Source organism: Pseudogulbenkiania sp. MAI-1, from assembly GCF_000527175.1.
Taxonomy (GTDB): domain Bacteria; phylum Pseudomonadota; class Gammaproteobacteria; order Burkholderiales; family Chromobacteriaceae; genus Pseudogulbenkiania.
The window spans coordinates 2,821,248-2,838,400 of sequence record NZ_AZUR01000001.1 but is presented as its reverse complement, the minus strand read 5'-3'; the positions used below and the strand labels follow the sequence as shown (position 1 = coordinate 2,838,400).

At 65.7% G+C, this 17,153-nt stretch carries 16 protein-coding genes; 2 read left to right on the top strand and 14 right to left on the bottom strand.

The features are described 5' to 3' along the window. The 10 genes from PSEMAI1_RS0113130 to PSEMAI1_RS0113085 form a co-directional block, all read right to left on the bottom strand. Positions 1 to 540 carry a hypothetical protein gene (locus tag PSEMAI1_RS0113130; protein WP_024303317.1) on the bottom strand — a complete coding sequence of 180 codons (540 nt, stop codon included), beginning with the start codon at positions 538 to 540 and terminating at the stop codon, positions 1 to 3. After that, entirely contained in the window at positions 537 to 1,145 is a 609-nt protein-coding gene (locus PSEMAI1_RS0113125) for a hypothetical protein (RefSeq protein ID WP_024303316.1), read from the bottom strand. Before PSEMAI1_RS0113125 ends, PSEMAI1_RS0113130 begins: the two co-directional genes overlap by 4 nt. Next, entirely contained in the window at positions 1,142 to 1,600 is a 459-nt protein-coding gene (locus PSEMAI1_RS20630) for a hypothetical protein (protein WP_024303315.1), read from the bottom strand. Before PSEMAI1_RS20630 ends, PSEMAI1_RS0113125 begins: the two co-directional genes overlap by 4 nt. Positions 1,601 to 1,649: 49 nt before the next feature. Next, on the bottom strand, positions 1,650 to 4,208 hold the full coding sequence (locus tag PSEMAI1_RS0113115) for a phage protease (protein WP_084612695.1): 2,559 nt from the start codon (positions 4,206 to 4,208) through the stop codon (positions 1,650 to 1,652). A 214-nt stretch (positions 4,209 to 4,422) separates the two neighbouring features. Beyond that, on the bottom strand, positions 4,423 to 4,680 hold the full coding sequence (locus PSEMAI1_RS21825) for a hypothetical protein (RefSeq protein ID WP_156943134.1): 258 nt from the start codon (positions 4,678 to 4,680) through the stop codon (positions 4,423 to 4,425). Between the two features lie 79 nt (positions 4,681 to 4,759). Beyond that, positions 4,760 to 5,656 carry a hypothetical protein gene (locus PSEMAI1_RS0113105; protein WP_024303313.1) on the bottom strand — a complete coding sequence of 299 codons (897 nt, stop codon included), beginning with the start codon at positions 5,654 to 5,656 and terminating at the stop codon, positions 4,760 to 4,762. Further along, the gene (locus tag PSEMAI1_RS0113100) at positions 5,646 to 7,034 is read right to left on the bottom strand and encodes a hypothetical protein (RefSeq protein WP_024303312.1); all 1,389 of its coding nucleotides are present in this window, start codon (positions 7,032 to 7,034) and stop codon (positions 5,646 to 5,648) included. The genes PSEMAI1_RS0113105 and PSEMAI1_RS0113100 overlap by 11 nt, the downstream gene beginning before the upstream one ends. Continuing rightward, entirely contained in the window at positions 7,021 to 7,257 is a 237-nt protein-coding gene (locus PSEMAI1_RS0113095; protein ID WP_024303311.1) for a hypothetical protein, read from the bottom strand. Before PSEMAI1_RS0113095 ends, PSEMAI1_RS0113100 begins: the two co-directional genes overlap by 14 nt. Next, entirely contained in the window at positions 7,257 to 8,915 is a 1,659-nt protein-coding gene (locus tag PSEMAI1_RS0113090; protein ID WP_024303310.1) for a hypothetical protein, read from the bottom strand. The genes PSEMAI1_RS0113095 and PSEMAI1_RS0113090 overlap by 1 nt, the downstream gene beginning before the upstream one ends. After that, complete coding sequence (locus tag PSEMAI1_RS0113085; protein WP_024303309.1) at positions 8,912 to 9,874, bottom strand: hypothetical protein; 963 nt, start codon at positions 9,872 to 9,874, stop codon at positions 8,912 to 8,914. Before PSEMAI1_RS0113085 ends, PSEMAI1_RS0113090 begins: the two co-directional genes overlap by 4 nt. 304 nt (positions 9,875 to 10,178) lie before the next feature. On the opposite strand from PSEMAI1_RS0113085, the gene PSEMAI1_RS0113080 reads away from it, so the two are divergent. Both PSEMAI1_RS0113080 and crcB read left to right on the top strand, forming a co-directional pair. Next, entirely contained in the window at positions 10,179 to 11,579 is a 1,401-nt protein-coding gene (locus tag PSEMAI1_RS0113080; protein ID WP_024303308.1) for a triacylglycerol lipase, read from the top strand. An 83-nt stretch (positions 11,580 to 11,662) separates the two neighbouring features. Next, positions 11,663 to 12,046, top strand: coding sequence for a fluoride efflux transporter CrcB (gene crcB / locus PSEMAI1_RS0113075; protein ID WP_024303307.1), 384 nt, complete (start codon positions 11,663 to 11,665; stop codon positions 12,044 to 12,046). A gap of 240 nt (positions 12,047 to 12,286) precedes the next feature. On the opposite strand, the gene alaS is transcribed toward crcB, so the two are convergent. The 4 genes from alaS to recA form a co-directional block, all read right to left on the bottom strand. Further along, positions 12,287 to 14,920, bottom strand: coding sequence for an alanine--tRNA ligase (gene alaS, locus PSEMAI1_RS0113070; protein WP_024303306.1), 2,634 nt, complete (start codon positions 14,918 to 14,920; stop codon positions 12,287 to 12,289). Between the two features lie 77 nt (positions 14,921 to 14,997). Beyond that, the gene (locus PSEMAI1_RS0113065) at positions 14,998 to 15,456 is read right to left on the bottom strand and encodes an SRPBCC domain-containing protein (protein ID WP_024303305.1); all 459 of its coding nucleotides are present in this window, start codon (positions 15,454 to 15,456) and stop codon (positions 14,998 to 15,000) included. Positions 15,457 to 15,460: 4 nt separating this feature from the next. Then, positions 15,461 to 15,916 carry a recombination regulator RecX gene (gene recX / locus PSEMAI1_RS0113060; protein WP_024303304.1) on the bottom strand — a complete coding sequence of 152 codons (456 nt, stop codon included), beginning with the start codon at positions 15,914 to 15,916 and terminating at the stop codon, positions 15,461 to 15,463. Between the two features lie 8 nt (positions 15,917 to 15,924). Continuing rightward, positions 15,925 to 16,980 carry a recombinase RecA gene (recA, locus tag PSEMAI1_RS0113055; RefSeq protein WP_024303303.1) on the bottom strand — a complete coding sequence of 352 codons (1,056 nt, stop codon included), beginning with the start codon at positions 16,978 to 16,980 and terminating at the stop codon, positions 15,925 to 15,927. Between the last annotated feature and the right edge of the window lie 173 nt (positions 16,981 to 17,153).

The following is a 17,153-nucleotide window of genomic DNA, read 5'->3' as shown; positions in this document are numbered from 1 at the left end:
TCAATCTCCGTAAGAGCTGCCGGTCATGGCGTAGTGGCCGCGCACGCCCAGGACAGCACGCACGCCCTCGGCCGCGCCCTCGCGCAGCATGGCCATCAGGCGGGTTTCGTTTTTCTCGAAAGCGGGTTTGAAGAAGGGGCGGGCCTCGGTGCCGTGGTCGCGGATATAGCGCGCCAGGCCGAAAGCGCGGCGCTTCGCCTCGCGCTCGTCGAGGCCGTGCTTGATGCGCAGCCACTCGGCCAGCGGCCGGGTCGGCGGCAGGCCTCGGTAGCCGGCCTGGGTGCCTTCCTCCACTTGGCGGGCGTACTTCACGCCGGCCCTCACGTCCCGGGCCAGAGGGAACGGCCGCTCCGGGCGGATGCTGTTCATCAGCGTCGAGAAGCCCATACTGCCGTTGCGGCGAAGCTCACGGCGGACTTCGCGCGCCAGGAACTGGCCGGCCTTGCCGACCGTGCCGTCCATGACGCGGTTCATCACGCCCGGCGCCCGCTCGAACGCCCGGCGCACCACCTCGTCGCCGATATGCACGCCGCCGATCACAGCTTCACCCTCCGCTCGAACTCGTCCATCAGCACGGTGTGCAAGTACGACGGCGTACCGTTACGCGGCGTGGCGCTGATGCCGTCACGCACCTGGTACGGTACGGTCGTGTGCTTGGCAGCCAGCTCGCGCAGCGCCTCGGCCTGTGCCCGCAGCACCACAAGCGGCACGTCCTGGTCGGCCAGCGTGCCGTCGGTCTCGCTCACCATGTGGGCGGCACCGTAGCGGTACGTGCAGGCAGAGCCCAAGAGGCTGATCTGGCGCGCCGAAGGGGCCGGCGTCAGGTACAGCACCCGGTTTTCACCTTGGCGCATGACGCGGATGGCCGGCAGCGCGCCGGGCCAGCGGTTGTCCCACGGGTCGAGCGTCAGCTTGGCGTCGCGCCCCCAGTCGCAGCCCAGCACCACGGTCAGTTCCGCGGGGCAGGGATACAAGGCCAGCCCGGCCTGCAGCGCCAGCGTGTCCACCATCTCCAGCGGGCGGTACCGGCTGAAGTCGGCAACCGCCACGTGCACATGGCGAGCGAAGTCTTCCGGGAGGAAGGACTCCGCAGTTGCCAGCAGCGAGGCCTGCAGCTTGGTGATCAGGCTGGCCTGGGTGGTCATTTCTTGGCGGCCTTAGCCGGGGTAGCGGTTTCAGCGGCCTCGCCGCCGGGCGCCTCTCCACCTTCGCCGCCCTGTTTGTCGCCCAGCTGCTCACCGCCAGCCTCGCCCGTGCCACCCTGCAGCGTGGTGTCGTGCTCGGCGGCAGCGTGCTCGAGCAGACGCTCAGCCACGGCGGCCAGCACTTCCTTGCGTGCCGCACGATCCTGCTCCAGCTCGCCCAGCAGCTCCACGTCCTCGATCGCCAGCGAAGGCAGCGCGGACAGAATGGCGGCCGAGGTGCCTGCCAGCAGCACGTCGACGATGTGCGTCGGCTCGGCCTGCACCGACTCGGCCTCGGCCGCCCGGTATTTCGGGTGGTGGGTCGGGTCGATCTCGCGGGCTTCGCCCGGCGGAACCATCACCCCGCCGATGAATTCGGTGTGCTTGTGGGGGTTGAGGTAGGGGATTTTTTCCATGTGAGGCTCCCGCCCCGGCCGCCGTCAGGCAGCCAGGGCGCTGACGGGGTTAGATGGCGGCGCGGGCGGTGGCGCTGTACGCCACCACACTGGTGAAGCGGTTGCGCACCGGCTTCGGCACGGTGATGGCGTTGTACTCCTCGCCATAGGCCACCTTCTTGCCGATGGGCTGGCCGTTGTTGGTCAGCTCGATCGGCTCGCCGGTGATAAACGGCTTGGCCACGGTATACGCGCCGACGCTACGCTGGCCCATCAGGATGCGTTCGTCGCCCAAATCCACGCCCGGGGCGTTGGTCCCAAAGCTCGGGACGCCCTTGATCGAGGCCAGATCGCCCTGACTGTCGGTGTCGCTGCCATCGCGCTTGCCTTGGGCGACGAACTGCTCGGCATTGGTGATGGTGTCGTTCAGCGATTCCGACATCAGCATGAAGTTCGGCTTCACGTAGCGCTGGCTGCTCATCATCGCCTTGCGGCTGCCGATCTTCTGCACCAGGCCGTTCAACCAGACTTCGTTGGTGACGCCTCCCTGGATGTCCAGATCAAACTTCACCACGTTGGTGGCCATGCCATAGCTGATGGTGTTGGTGCCGGCGTTGGCCGGAGTGACCGGCTCGCCCGCCTGGGTGACGAACTGGATCGTGCCCAGGTTGTACGACAGCACGCGCCAGTAAGTGCCGGCGGGCTGCTTGCCGCTGCCGTCCCATTGGCTGATCACCGTGCTGTTGAGCGTGACGGTGATCGGGTTCTCGGCCGTGCCCACGGCATTGCCCTGCAGGTCGCGCGCCTGGAACGGACGAACGATCGGGAAACCGGTGGTCTTGATGGTGTGCTTGGCGCCGGTCAGCTGGGCGGTGAACGACTCGTTCGCCACCGGCAAGGCCAGATAGCTGTCGGCCGCGCGCTGCAGTTCGTTGCAGATACGGCGGTGCACCAGCTCGCGCAGTACGCGGGCGTTGCTCTCGATGTTGCGCGCCAGGGCATCCCAGTTGATCGCCGAGGCACGGGTGAAGTGCATCACCTCGTTGGTGATCGACAGCGCCAGCTTCATCGGCGTGATGTAAGCCAGGTCCATCGCCTGGGTCACGCCGGCGAACGGAATCGGCTGCCCCTCGTAGACGATGCCGTCGTTCATCACCTGGCTGGTATCGCGCACCTCATACGGGATCTGGGTGGTGGCCTGAGCGCCGAAGTCGGTCAGCGTCTGCACCAGGGCCAGCACGTTGAGGTCGGATAGGGCCTCGCGGATCACTTCGCGCTGCACGCCCACCGGCAGGCTGGTGCTGCCCATGTCGGTGGCGCCCTGCGCCAGCACCTTCAGCTCGGCGTCCAGTTGGTAACCATGGATGCGATCGAACTCGGACAGCACCAGGGCGCAGAACGGGTGCAGCGGGGTTTTGGGGTCCAGGTGTAATTCACCGGCCGTGGAGGTGCGGCTCAGGTGCTCGCGGTACAGCTCGGACAGCTTCTTGGTGCCCTCATTCGGCACGACGATGTGCGGGGTGCCGGCCGGGTTGTAACCGATCACCGACAGCTGACGCGCGGCCACGATCTGATTGCCGACGTTGATCTGGCTCTGTGCCAGTGCGCGCACCTGGTCTTCGGACCAGTCAGCGGTGATGACGCTGTTCACGCCCTCGGACAGTTCCTTTTTCAGGCCTTCGTCCAGGCCTTCGGCGGCGCCGATGGTATCGGACAGCAGCTTGCGGCGGGCGTCGGTGGTCTCGGCCAGCTGACGCGCGCTGGTGGCTTGATCGGCCAGCACCTTGGTCACGGCGGCGTTGATGGCGTCCTGGCTCAGCGAGGAACCGACAGACAGCTGGATCACCGGGGCCGCATGGCCGGCCGGCAGATTGGCCAGCTGCTCGGACAGCTGCACGGCGGCCTGTTCCAGCAGCCCGCAAATGCGCTGGGCTTCGGCCTCGTCGGCAACGTCTTTCAGCTGGGTCTCGCCCAGTTGCTTCACGGTGTCCAGGGCTACTTGGGACAGATTCTTGGCCGCCAGTTTGTCCAGCAGCGCTTTCAGCACTTTATTCATGGTTTCTTTCGCCTCGGAGAGAAGGATTCGTGCAAGTTCGGGGTGAATGACTACAGTGGTGTCGCCGCCGGCGTCGCACGACAGCTGAACGGGGTCGAGGTGCTTGATGACCGGACGGGTGGTCAGGCCGGCACCTTGGAGCAGCGGGCCGTGGAGGTTGCCCTGCTCGTTGTCTCTGAAATTCTCGTGGTAGTCGGCGGAGAGATACTTGAAGCCGCGCTTCTGCACGGCCTCGACGCCGTAGTCGGTCCACTCCACCAGCGCGCGCAGCTTGTTGCCCTCGATGGCCAGCTTCTTGACCGTGGCCGCGGCGCCCTTGTCCGGCTCGTGGGCGACGTCCAGAAAGACGTCCACGCCCAGCGTGCGGGCATCGAAGTTCTTGATCATGCCCAGCAGCATGTCGCGGGTGATCTCGAACCGTCCGTAGCGCGGATCGGTGAACGAGCCGGTGCGCGTTATCGTGACCCAGCTCTGCCGGGTGCCATCGTCGGGAAGTAGGGCCTCACCGGCCAGCACCCGGATGTGCCGGTGTGCGGAGCCGTCGGAAAGTCGGATGTGTCGGGGTTTCTGCATCGCCTATCTGCCAGAAAACCCCGGCGGCTGGGAGGTCCGCCGGGAGCCGGTTGCCCGGCTGGTAGCAGATTAGGCGTGAGGGAGGTGCGGAATAAGGGGGGGAATTGGGGCGATGCCCAATAAATAAGCGCCGCAGTGTGCGGCGCTTTGGGGCTGGATTATGTTCGCGTGATAGCGGGGTTATCCACAGAAACTGTGGACGACGTTTCGGGTGTCAGCCGGGGACGTTGTTATCTTCAACCATCGCCTCAGCCAGAGATCGAAAGTAATTCGCCAGTTCGAGCGCTTCCGCCTTGTTGAGTTCTGAAATCTGGTAGTAATCGACTGAGTCGAGCAGCACCATCTGTTTTCGGTCAAGAGTGAGTCCCACATGCATTGGAATAAAGCATGGAGCAGGAAGCTCCAATACTGGATTCGGTGAGCCGCTGGCACCCCATGGTTCCCGGTTGGATTCCTGCAGGGTTATTTCCATATGTTCTAGTCCTAACAAGGTACTCAAAGCCGGTTAACTGTGGTCCGTCTATTATGGGCTGTCAAAAAGTCCTTTTCTGTCACTCCCCCTCGAACACCACCTCGACGAAAGATAGCGTATTCGGATGCGCCGGCCACGGGCAGCTGGCGCGATCCGGGTACACACCAGGCCCCAGCCCGTACAGATCCCGCGTGGCGTGCTCGTCGCAGATATCCCGCACCCGATGGTTCGGCGACAGCATGAACCGCACCCCGACCACCCCCTCCGTCTCGAACGCCCCGGCCATGTAGGCTTCGCCGTGGGCGCGGTTGATCTCCGTCCTGAACAGCCGTTCCGCCTGGTACACCACGCCCTTGCCGTTGACCGGGTCGGCCTCGCCCGTCATCAGGGCGCGCACCCGCCGCCCCAGCACCCCGGCCTTGGCGCCGTTGTAGGCCCGGGCGATATCGTCGGGCACGCCCCCGCCACGTCCCATGCTGCGCAGCATCGCTTGGTGCGCGCTCTCGCCGTTGATCACCGCGTACTGGATGTGATCGGACAGCGTTTCCACCACGCCGCGGTTCATCCGCCACAGCCGGTCCGACAGCTGCAGGCCGTCGGCGGCGACCAGCCCGCGCACAAACGACACCGCCTGGTGATTCACCGCAAACAGCGTGGAAGAAGGCAGCTCGCCAGCGAAGGCGCCGACCCCCAGCGCGGCGGCCTTATCCAGGTGGCGGTACAGCATCCCGTCGCGCTTCTCCTCCAGCTCCTTCAGCTGCTTGCGGACCTCGCTCAGCACCTGCTGCAGGTGATCCAGCGTCACCCTGTCGTCGCTGTTGCTGGCGCGCTCGATGTGCTCGGCGATCGCTTCGCCGGCATCGTCGTAGATCGTCACCAGCTGCTGGATCGCCTGGTCGCCCAGTTGGTTGCGCTCGCGTACCGCCTGCAGCGTCGCCTCGCGGATCTTGGCCGCGCGCTCGGCGTTAGTGGGCATGGCTAATATCCGTCGCTGATTCCCCCTTGCGGCCGTTGCCGGGTGTGACCTTCACCGTCGGTGCGCCGGCCTTGTCCGGCTCGGGGTAGGGGTCGTAGTGCTTGGCATCGCTCTGGCGCCTCGCCTCGACCTCGGCGGCGTTGTAGCCGATGGTCTCCCAGATCATCGACTGGGGCAGCCCCAGCGCCTTCAGCTTGAGGCTGCGGTCGACGGTCTGGCTCAAGGTCTCAGTGCGGCGCTCGGCGAAGGTGATGGTGAACGGGATCGCGTCCGGGTTGAGCCCCCGCAGCAGCAGCTGCAGGCGGAATCCGAAGTCGTACACCCACGCCATAATGTCCTGCAGCTGGTCCACCTCGTCGTAATAGTCCCGCTTCAGGTCCTCGAGGATGTCCCGGGCCAGCCCGTCGGTGTAGCCCATCAGGCCCTTGGGCAGCGGGGTGCCAGCGAAGAAGCTGTCGAGCAGGTAGACCACGTCGCCGATATCGCCGAGCGTGGCATCGCCCTGCATGGCGGTGACGCCGCCTTTTTTGTTCAGGTAGAAGTCGGTGGTGATCAGGTCCTTGTTCGCCTCCACCCTGTCCTGGTACGCCTGCAGCTCCGGCTCGGTCGCCCCCTCGAGCACGTGCGACAGCCGCAGCGGCGCCCTGTGTTTGCGGCGGATCACCAGGTCGGTGTCGGTCATGCGCAGCTTGCGCCAGATCTCGCGGCTGGCATCGATGAAGGGCCGCCCCAGGGCGGACATGTCGTCGAAGTTGTCGGGATCCATCCGGGCGACGGTCAGCTGCCACATCGGGAAGCTGGCCAGCTCGGTGCCGTTGAGCAGATCCATCTGGGTGTAGGCGGCGCGCACGTCCTTGAAGCGGCCATCGATCCCCACGTTCGGCCGGATCGTCTCCGCCGGCATCCGCACGGCGGACACCACGTTGCCGGCACCGTCCAACACCCACTGTATCGGCAGATTGCCCTCCATCAGCAGCCCGCGCGCGTCGCTTTTCAGTTTCTCCGGCCGGTTCAGCTGCAGGCGGCGGACAAAGGCCTCCCACTCTCGCCGGATACGCGGGTCCGGGTCGTTCTGCAGCAGCACCAGCCCGCCGCGGGTGACGTCGCGCGCCACCCGGTTGTGGATCCGCTTCACGCGGCCGTCCTGGCGGTCCATCGTGCGGATGTCCAGGATGGTGGACCGCAAGTCGTAGTCCACCTGCAGCTGCCGATAGACGGCCTTCATCTGGTTTTCTTGCGTCGGCCGTCGGCCCGCCTCGGTGGTGCCGGCGTTCTGCTGGTTGGCCGGCGAGGTCGCCACCGGTACGTCAGAGGCGGCTGGAGCCGCCACCGCTCGCTGAAGTCCCACGCGGGCCAGCAGGCTATCAATCATCCCCATGGTTCTGGTCCTCGATTGGGGTCACGGAAATAACGTCACGCCAGCCGTGAATCAGGCCGGCATCCACGAGCTCGCGGATAAAACTGTCGTCGCCGTTGAAGTGTTCGCGCCACTCGGCGCGCATACGGGCCGCGCGTTCGCGCTGCGCCGGCGTCAGCGGCGGCGCCGGCCTCAGCACAGGGCGGGCGGAGGGGTGAACGTGTTTGTATTTGCCGTAGCTCATCAGTGCATTCCAAGAAGCTGCTCGGGCGAGACCGCCCGGCTGCCGATGACGGTCGGGACGTAGCTCTGCACGCCGCGGGTGATCAGCGCCCACACGCCGGCGCTGGCCGCGTCGAACAAGTCGTCGCCGAACTTCGGGTTCGCCATCTTGTAGCTGTTATAGCTGGCACCCTGTACCGGCTTCGCCTTCAGGTTGCCCAACTGGCGGATGAACTTGCTCCAGTCGCTGGCATCCGGCTGCACCTGGTCGAGTGACGATGGGCCCCAGTGTGTGTTCGCCCGGTTCTTGGCGCGCAGCGCGTCGCTGCCGTCGTCGACATAAGGAATCGCCGCCTGGCCGTTGTGGAAGGCGGCGCGCAGGGCCGATGCCATGCTGTGCTTGGTCATGCCCTCGAAGCGAATCGGCGCGAAGGCCCAGTGCTGCCAGGTACTGGCGGTGGACTGGCCGTCCCCGATCGCGCGGCGATCGACCTCGGTCAGCCCCTGGGCAAACAGCTTGTCGTTCAGGCTGGTCAGCATGCCCAGGCCGTAGGCGTCGCCCATGGCGTAGTCGGGCCGGAAGTACTCCCACAGCCCCAGCAGGTCCCGCTCGACCACCGCGTCATCGGTGCCGGCCGGCCAAGTCTTCACGAAGGGGAAGGTGACGAAGTTGCCGACCTGCTCGCACACCACCAGCGCGGAACAAGAGGCGTGGGCGCTCTCGCCGTGGCCGGAATGGTCATACCCAAACGACAGCAGCCCGCGCTTGCGGTACCGCGCCCCGGGCAACGGCCCGGCCGGCTGCAGCCCGGCCGAGAGCCCCACCGCCATGGCCCGGCGGATATGCTTCTCCCAGATCCAGTTCTGAGCCGCGGCGTTGACACACAAGAACTGCCGGATGTATTCCGCCTCCGGCAGCTGGCTCTGCATCTCTAGCACGAAGGCCTCGTTCAGGATGCCGAGCTCGATCCCCAGGTACACGTCGACCGGCGGCAGGATGTGATAGCCCCCGGTTTCGATCAGGTGCGACAGCACGTCCGCCCCTTTGTGCACCCCGGTGATGCGGATCTGTGGCTTGAAGCTCACGCCCTGGTCGACGCCCAGGCGCCGCGCCGAGCCCAGCATCGGCAGGAACCGGGAGAACAGGCGATCGGCCGGCATGTCGTCGGTCTCCTCGAGGGAGGCGAACGAAATGCCGTCACCGTCGATCTGCGACATGATCCCGTAGCAACTGGCCTTGCTGCCGTTGGCGAACTGGTACTTCAGGTCCGCGATCTGGCGTCGGCCGCTCTTGTAGGCGATCCAGCCGGTCAGGATATCGGAGCGCCGGATGGCATCGAGGTGATAGGTGATGTTGGTCTGGCTCTGCTGCAACCGCGGCGCCACGATGCCTTCTTCCTGGAACGGCGTGGTAGCCAGGAATTCCAGGGCGTACATCTCTTTGACGGCCGTCTTGCCCGTCCGCCGGCACGAGAAGTCGACCGTGTTCTCGTGGTCGTCCATCTCCTGCATCTTCAACACCTGCATGGCGTCCAAGTCGACGTTGTGCACGTGCTTGGCCCACAGAGCATGCGGCTTGATCCCCGTCACCGGGTCCGGCCGCGCATAACGCATCACCTCCACCTCGGCCCGGTGCTGGATCTTGATACGCTGCGCGGCGCTGATGCGGTCGGAGCTCACTGGCCGTCACCGTTCTGCTGCTGGTACTCGATCAGCACCGGGTCGCGCTGCTTGCGGGCGTTGGCACGCTCGGCCAGCACCTTCAAGGCCTGCAGGGATTCGGCCTGTTTGGCGGCGAAGTCTTCCAGCGTCAACGTGGAAGGCTGCCCCTGGCCCGGCTGCAGCTTGCCCATCTGCTGTTCCTCTTGCTCAATCGCCTTCGGCGTCATGCCCATGTCGGCCAGCGAGAGGTTGTTCCTGGACAGGAATTCCTGCAGAGGCTTCAGAAGCGGGTGAGCCTTCACCTCCATGATGCGTTTGGTCTGGCCGGTGGCGATGTCCTGGTACTCCCCGATCACCACATTGCCCTCGCGGTCCACGGCCCAGGCCGGCGCCTCGAGCTTCACCCCGTCGGCGATGATGGTCTGCAGGATCTGCTGGATGATCGCGGTGATGCTCGCCTGGATGGAGGAGTAGATCGGCGTCAGGTGCTTGGGGTTACGCTGCTCGAAGGCGGCGTGGTGGACCATGAACAGCTGCGTCTGTTTGACGCAGGCCGGCTGCTGGGCGCAGTAGGAGTGATCGACGTCGCAGCTGCTGCAGGCGGGGTACTTACCCGGCCGGGAAGGGAAATACTGCGCGGTCTCGGCTGACATGCCGTGCTTCATCGCGTTGAAGCGGGTGCGTAGCGACTCCTCCGGAGTGGGGTGCCCCTCGATGTTTTTCGTGACAGCCGCCTTGCCGGCCGCCGTCCGAGGTCCCGTAGCATTCGCCCAGGCCTTCACCAGCGCCTTGTGGAACGGCGCCTGGCCGGCTTCCTCGCCGCAAAGCGGACACTCCGCCACGTATGAAAACGGGTGGTGTTCTAGCTCGGGCTCTTCATCCACTCGCAAGGGCTCGGCGTCGAAGGTGTGACGGCACGGGTTGCAGCGGAAAGAGACGGTTTCGAGGGGCTTGGATAGGTCGCGCTTTGGGGCCATGATGACATTGAACGTCACCCAGCCATGCGGGATAAGGGGTGGATTTGGGACTAGGCGGCTTTACGGAGAAAGCGGGAAGGCAGGTCAAAAGCGGCTCGGGCGGTTCGTAGTAAGACCTTCTCGGGGAGCCAGATTTATGAAAGGCCAGCACAATGTGCTGGCCTTTTGCATTCCAGACCAGCCGGCTCTTCCTACTGCCCGGTGGCAGCCGCTTCCCGCTGTCCTATAGTTCGCAGTACCGACATTCCCCGTTTCCTGCATCCCAATCCGGCGCGAGGCTGCGATGCGGCGATATCCCTGGCCAATGGCCCCATCTTGCGGCAAGAGCCTGCTGTGTCTGCTGCTCGCCCTGGTGCTGACCGCCTGTGGCCCGATGGAAGGACGACCCGACCTCGCCCGGCTGTACCGCATCGGCACCGGGGCAGGGGATGCCACCCCCGTCATCCTGATACCCGGCCTGTTCGGCTCCAAACTGAGGGACGCAGAGACCGGGCAGGAGGTGTGGCCGGGGTCCTGGAGCGACGTGCTGCTGAGCGACTACCGAGCGTTGGCCCTGCGCTTCGATCCCGTCACCCTGCGCACCCTGCCTGACCGGCTGGAAGCGTTCGACCTCGCCGAAACCGTGCTCGGCCGGGATTTCTACGGCCCCATCATCGACACGCTGCAGCGCTACGGCGGTTATCGCCGTGCCGTGCCAGGCGTGCCGGCGCGGGCAGGGGAGCGGCGCTACTATCTGTTCCCCTACGACTGGCGCCGCGACAACGTCGAGCAGGCGCAGGGGCTCGACCGGCTGATCGAAGCCATCCGGCGCGACTACCGCAACCCGGCTCTGCGCGTCGACATCGTGGCGCACAGCATGGGCGGGCTGATTGCCCGCTATTACCTGCGCTACGGCCCCGTCGACGTGCTCACCGGTCGCAGCGAGCAGGTGACCCAGTACGGCACCCCGCGGGTGCGCAAACTGGTGCTGCTGGGCACGCCCAACCTCGGCTCGGCCTCGTCGCTGCACGCCTTTCTTACCGGCGAGCCGGTCGGTCTGGGACGGGTTCCGCCCGAGGTGCTGGCCACCATGCCCAGCGGCTACCAACTGTTTCCCCATCCCCTGCTGACATGGCTGATCGACTCGAACGGCCATGCTCTGCACAACGACCTGTTCGACGTCGCCACCTGGCGCCGCTACGGCTGGTCGGTGTTCGATCCGGCGTTGCGGGAACGCATGGCGGCCGAGCCGGGTGGAGCGGCACGGCTGAAAGCGTTGCAGCGCTTTTTCGCCTACCGGCTGGAGCGGGCGCGCCGCTTTCTCTGGTCGCTCTCGACCCCGGAGCCGGAAACCCCGATCCGCTACGTGCTGTTCGGCGGCGACTGCACGCTGACGCCGGCACGCCTGATGCTGGAGAGCGAGAACGGGCAGCCGGTAGCACGCCTGGCGCCGGGCGATATCGAGCGGCGCATGCCTGGCGTGCCATACGAGGCACTGATGCTGGAGCCCGGCGACGGCAGGGTGACCAAGCCCTCCTTCCTGGCTCGCGAATCGCTCGATCCCACCGAACGCCCCAGCGAGGATACCGCCATCCCCATCGCCTACTGGTTCTTCCTGTGCGAGCGGCACGACCGGCTCACCGGCAACATCAACTTCCAGGACAACCTGCTGAGTGTGCTGCTGACGCGCAGCCTGCCGTGGGAAATGTCCGGCCCGGCGCGTTGAGAGCGGCGTCGTACAACGGTGGTTGTGGACACGGCACGGCTGTATGACAATGCTCTGCGTCGCTCAACACGCTGTTTTCATCCATGACACAAATTCTCGCCATCTGTGCCGGCGCCTCCAGTGGAGCGTTGCTGCGCTGGGTGCTGGGCCTGCGCCTGAACGCGCTGTTCCTGCCGCTGCCACTCGGCACCCTGTGCGCCAATCTGCTGGGCGGCTACCTGATCGGCTTCATCGTCGCCCTGCTGGCGCAGCATGCGACCCTGCCGCCGGAGTGGCGGTTGTTCCTGGTGACCGGCTTCCTGGGAGGCCTGACCACCTTCTCGACGTTCTCGGCCGAGGTGGTGGACATGCTGCAGCAAGGGCGTTTCGGCTGGGCGGTGGCGACCATCCTGGTGCACGTGGCGGGGTCCTTGCTGATGACCCTGCTCGGCCTCTGCACCTGGCAGTGGCTGCGCTCAGTCGTCTGACGGCCGCTCATCGGGATAGGCCCGCAGCAGTGAGTCCAGCAACAGGCGGGCCTGGGTCGTCGCCAGCACGGTGAGCTACGCGCAGTAAATGATTCCCTGGTGATCCGGGTGTCCGGCGACGTGGGGCAGCCCAGTGTGGTGTCCGACTGGGTGCCGAAGCCGGGCCGGGACGCAAAAAAGCCGCATGGGATTCCATGCGGCTTGTCTTGGCTGTAGAGCTGCAGCGGTCGGGAGGGGCGCTTACAGCTTGCCGGTCACCCAACCGTTGACCCCGGCCAGCGCCTCGGCCAGTTTTTCCGGCTGGGTACCGCCCGCCTGGGCCATGTCGGGACGGCCGCCGCCCTTGCCGCCAACTTGCTGGGCGACGAAGTTCACCAGCTCGCCGGCCTTGATCTTGCCGGTCAGGTCGGCGGTGACGCCGGCCACCAGCGACACCTTGCCGTCGGCCTTGGCGGCCAGCACGATGGCGGCGGATTTCAGCTTGTCCTTCAGCTTGTCCAGCGTCTCGCGCAGCGCGGTGTTGTCGGCGCCTTCCAGCTCGGCAGCCAGCACCTTGATGCCACCGATCTCGACGGCGCTGTCGGCCAGGGTGTCGCCGGCCGAGGCGGCCAGCTTGGCCTTGAGGCGGGCCAGCTCCTTCTCCAGCGTCTTCAGGTTGTCCTGCAGGCTGCCGATCTTGCCGACCACTTCCTCGCTGGTCTGCGCCTTCAGCGCGCCGGCGGCTTCCTTCAGCAGGGCCTCCTGCTGCTGCGCGTAGGCCAGGGCGCCTTCACCGGTCACGGCCTCGATGCGGCGCACGCCGGCGGCCACGCCGCCTTCCGCCACGATCTTGAACAGGCCGATGTCGCCGGTACGCTTGACGTGGGTGCCGCCGCACAGTTCGGTGGAGAACTCACCCATCTTCAGCACGCGCACCTCGTCGCCGTACTTCTCGCCGAACAGCGCGATGGCGCCGGCGCGGATGGCGTCGTCGTAGCTCATCAGCGTGGCGGAGACCTCGACGTTATGCAGCACGATGCGGTTCACCACGCGCTCGATCTCGGCGATCTGAGCGGCGGATACCGGTTCGTTGTGGGCAAAGTCGAAGCGGGTGCGCTCGGCGTTGACCAGCGAGCCCTTCTGCGCCACGTGGCCGCCCAGCACGTGCCGCAGGGCGGCATGCAGCAGGTGGGTGGCGGAGTGGTTGCGCGCGGTGGCGAGGCGCTTGTGCAGGTCGATGGTGGCCTGCACGGCGTCGCCGACCTTCAGCGTGCCACGGGCGAGGTGGCCGGCATGGCCGAACACGGCGGCCTTGATCTTCTGGGTATCGGCCACGTCGAACAGGGCGCCCACGCCGCCGGCGCTGGAAATCTCGCCCACGTCGCCGACCTGGCCGCCGCCTTCGGCATAGAACGCGGTGTTGTCGAGCACCACGATGCCTTCGTCGCCCGCGACGAGCTGTTGCACCGGTTCGTTGCCCTTGTACAGCGCCACCACCTTGGCGTCGACGCTGGCGGTCTCGTAGCCGTGGAAGGCGGTATCCACGCCCTCGTAGCTCACATTGCCGGCTACCTTGAAGCTGGAGGCAGCGCGCGCGCGTTCACGCTGGGCTTCCATCGCCCGTTCGAAGCCGTCCATGTCGACTTCGATATTGCGCTCGCGGCAGATGTCGGCGGTCAGGTCGACCGGGAAGCCGAAGGTGTCGTACAGCTTGAAGATGGTGTCGCCGTCCATCCGGGTCTTGCCGCCCTGCAGCGCGGCATCGACCAGCGCCATGCCGTGTTCCAGCGTCTCGGCGAAGCGGATCTCCTCGGCGCGCAGGTTGTCCTCGATGTGGGCCTGCTGCTGGCGCAGTTCCGGGTAGGCGTCGCCCATTTCGGCCACCAGGTCGGCCACGATCTTGTGGAAGAACAGCCCCTTCTGGCCTAGCTTGTAGCCGTGGCGGATGGCGCGGCGGGCAATACGGCGCAGCACGTAGCCGCGGCCTTCGTTGGACGGCAGGATGCCGTCGGCGATCATGAAGCAGCAGGCGCGGATGTGATCGGCGATCACTTTCAGCGACGGCACGTCCTGGCTGTACTCGACGCCGGTTTCGCGGGCGGCGGCGCGGACCAGACAGGCCAGCCCGTCGGTTTCGTAGTTGGAGTGCACGCCCTGCAGCACGGTGGACAGACGCTCCAGGCCCATGCCGGTGTCGACGGACGGTTTCGGCAGCGGGTGCAGCGTGCCGGTCTCGTCGCGGTTGAACTGCATGAACACGTTGTTCCAGATTTCCATGAAGCGGTCGCCGTCTTCGTCCGGGCTGCCCGGAGGGCCGCCGGCCACGCTCGGGCCGTGGTCATAGAAAATCTCGGTGCACGGACCGCACGGGCCAGTATCGCCCATGGTCCAGAAGTTGTCGGAGGCGTACGGCGCGCCCTTGTTGTCGCCGATGCGCACGATCTTCTCCGCCGGCAGGCCGACGACCTTGTGCCAGATGTCGTAGGCCTCGTCATCGGTGGCATACACCGTGACCATCAGCTTTTCCTTCGGCAGGGCGAGCCACTGTTCGCCGGTCAGGAATTCCCAGGCGTAGGTGATGGCGTCGTGCTTGAAGTAGTCGCCGAAGCTGAAGTTGCCCAGCATCTCGAAGAAGGTGTGGTGGCGCGCGGTGTAGCCGACGTTTTCCAGGTCGTTGTGCTTGCCGCCGGCGCGCAGACATTTCTGGCTGGTGGTGGCGCGGGTGTAGTCGCGTTTCTCGAAGCCGAGGAACACGTCCTTGAACTGGACCATGCCGGCCACGGTGAACATCAGGGTCGGGTCGTTGCCGGGAATCAGGCTGCTTGAGGGCACCACCTGGTGGCCCTTGGAGGCAAAGAAGTCCAGAAACTTCTGGCGAATTTCAGAGGTTTTCATAAATGTTGTTTCGTCAGGGTCTTTAAGACGGGCCGCCAACCGGGTGTTGCGGCGCACTAGGACATGGGTCGATTGTGTCAAGCCGTCCCGGCGCTGGCAAGGGTTTCGGCCCGCTTCTTGACGGCTTCGTTCATGCCGGAGAAGCCGTCACGGGTATGGTTGAGCAGGGTTTCGGAAAACAGCGGGGTCAGCAGGCCGCGAAAGGTCTCGCGCTGATGCAGCCGGGTGACGCCGCTATCCAGCGTTTCCAGCTCGAAGGCGTGCTCGCCGCAGAACAGCCGTTGAGCCAGCAGGATGCCGCGCCAGACCAGCTTCTGTCCTGGTTCGAGCTCGATCAGGGTCGGCCGGAAGGTCATGCGGCGCGTCTGGGGAGGGTGCAGCGTCACGCACAAGCGGGCGCCGCGCTGCAGCTTGCCGTGCAGGCCGACGATGAAGGGATTCCAGTACGGGTAGCTGGGCCAATCGGTCAGCACCTGCCAGACCTGTTCCGGACTGGCGTGGATGTCGATACGGCAGTCGATGGTCTTGATCGGCATCGCTCTACTCCTCCACGTCGGGAAAGTCTTCGTCCACCGCCCCTTGCAGTACCCGGCGGATCACGTCCATCGGGAAGCCGCGCGTGGCGAGGAAGCGCATTTGCCTGGCCCTGTCCTGCGGCGAGGCGGGTGGGGTGCCGAACTTGCGCTGCCACAGCGCGCGCGCCACCGCTTCGTCGTCCTGCTGCTCCAGCGCGGCGTGGATCGCTTCCCGGTCCAGCCCTTTCTCCCGCAGCGCCTGGGCGATGCGGCGGCTGCCGTACTTGCGGCCCTTCACGTCAGCAAACTGTTCGGCGAAGCGGCTGTCGGACTGCCAGCCGCTCGCGGCCAGTTCGTCGAGCAGGGCGGCGAGCTGCTCCTCGCTCTCGGCAAACGGCGCGAGCCGCCGCTCCAGCTCCCGGCGCGAGTGCTCGCGCCGGGAGAGGAGGTCGACGGCTCGCGCCTTCAGGCTTTTCTCCATGTCCCGGATCAGAACATGTCGTCGGCCAGTTCCTCTTCTTCCGGCTGGCCTTCGGTGATGGCGACATTCACGCCGACCGCTTCGCGGATCTTGCCCTCGACCTCGCGTGCGATGGCCGGGTTGTCCTTCAGCCACAGGCGGGTATTGTCCTTGCCCTGGCCGATCTTCTGGCCGTTGTAGCTGTACCAGGCGCCGGATTTCTCGATGAAGTTGTGCTCCACGCCCAGCTCGACGATTTCACCCTCGCGGCTGATGCCCTCGCCGTACAGGATGTCGAAGCCGGCCTGCTTGAACGGCGGGGACACCTTGTTCTTGACGACCTTGACGCGGGTCTCGTTGCCGATGATCTCCTCGCCCTTCTTGATACCGCCGATACGGCGGATGTCGAGGCGCACCGAGGCGTAGAACTTCAGCGCGTTGCCGCCGGTGGTGGTTTCCGGGCTGCCGAACATCACGCCGATCTTCATGCGGATCTGGTTGATGAAGATCACCAGCGTGTTGGTGCGCTTGATGTTGCCGGTCAGCTTGCGCAGCGCCTGGCTCATCAGGCGGGCGTGCAGGCCGACGTGGTTGTCGCCCATTTCGCCTTCGATTTCGGCCTTCGGCACCAGCGCCGCCACCGAATCGACCACGATCACGTCGAGGCCGCCGGAACGCACCAGCATGTCACAGATTTCCAGCGCCTGTTCGCCGGTGTCCGGCTGCGAGATCAGCAGGTCTTCGACGTTGACGCCGAGCTTCTGGGCATAGGTCGGGTCGAGTGCGTTTTCCGCATCGATGTAGGCGCAGGTACCGCCCAGCTTCTGTGCTTCGGCCACCACCTGCAGACACAGCGTGGTCTTGCCGGACGATTCCGGGCCGTAGATTTCGACCACGCGGCCGCGCGGCAGGCCGCCCACGCCGAGCGCCAGGTCCAGGCCGAGCGAACCGGTGCTGATCACCTGCAGGTTTTCGGTGATCTGGTTGTCGCTCATGCGCATGATCGAACCCTTGCCGAACTGCTTCTCAATCTGGGCAAGGGCTGCGGCCAGGGCTTTGCTCTTGTCTTCGGAACGCTCCGCCATGCTGTCTCCAAAAAACGGGTTTGATTGATAAAACGTACCGGCGGATTATCGCACAAAGCCCTTGGGGCTCAAACGCGCGTGTGCGGCCTGCCGGTGCCGTCGGTGGCAGCGAACTGGGCCGCAGGTGCTTGAAATGTAGGGCAGATGCAGCCACTTCTCTCTCCACGGGGGAC

Bases quoted from the DNA above. Each gene is read 5' to 3' on its own strand.
- PSEMAI1_RS21825 (WP_156943134.1), bottom strand. From the start codon at position 4,680: ATGGAAATAACCCTGCAGGAATCCAACCGGGAACCATGGGGTGCCAGC.
- PSEMAI1_RS0113065 (WP_024303305.1), bottom strand. From the start codon at position 15,456: ATGCCGATCAAGACCATCGACTGCCGTATCGACATCCACGCCAGTCCG.
- PSEMAI1_RS0113095 (WP_024303311.1), bottom strand. From the start codon at position 7,257: ATGAGCTACGGCAAATACAAACACGTTCACCCCTCCGCCCGCCCTGTG.
- crcB (WP_024303307.1), top strand. From the start codon at position 11,663: ATGACACAAATTCTCGCCATCTGTGCCGGCGCCTCCAGTGGAGCGTTG.
- PSEMAI1_RS0113115 (WP_084612695.1), bottom strand. From the start codon at position 4,208: ATGCAGAAACCCCGACACATCCGACTTTCCGACGGCTCCGCACACCGG.
- alaS (WP_024303306.1), bottom strand. From the start codon at position 14,920: ATGAAAACCTCTGAAATTCGCCAGAAGTTTCTGGACTTCTTTGCCTCC.
- recA (WP_024303303.1), bottom strand. From the start codon at position 16,980: ATGGCGGAGCGTTCCGAAGACAAGAGCAAAGCCCTGGCCGCAGCCCTT.
- PSEMAI1_RS20630 (WP_024303315.1), bottom strand. From the start codon at position 1,600: ATGGAAAAAATCCCCTACCTCAACCCCCACAAGCACACCGAATTCATC.
- PSEMAI1_RS0113125 (WP_024303316.1), bottom strand. From the start codon at position 1,145: ATGACCACCCAGGCCAGCCTGATCACCAAGCTGCAGGCCTCGCTGCTG.
- PSEMAI1_RS0113085 (WP_024303309.1), bottom strand. From the start codon at position 9,874: ATGGCCCCAAAGCGCGACCTATCCAAGCCCCTCGAAACCGTCTCTTTC.
- PSEMAI1_RS0113080 (WP_024303308.1), top strand. From the start codon at position 10,179: ATGGCCCCATCTTGCGGCAAGAGCCTGCTGTGTCTGCTGCTCGCCCTG.
- recX (WP_024303304.1), bottom strand. From the start codon at position 15,916: ATGGAGAAAAGCCTGAAGGCGCGAGCCGTCGACCTCCTCTCCCGGCGC.
- PSEMAI1_RS0113105 (WP_024303313.1), bottom strand. From the start codon at position 5,656: ATGCCCACTAACGCCGAGCGCGCGGCCAAGATCCGCGAGGCGACGCTG.
- PSEMAI1_RS0113100 (WP_024303312.1), bottom strand. From the start codon at position 7,034: ATGGGGATGATTGATAGCCTGCTGGCCCGCGTGGGACTTCAGCGAGCG.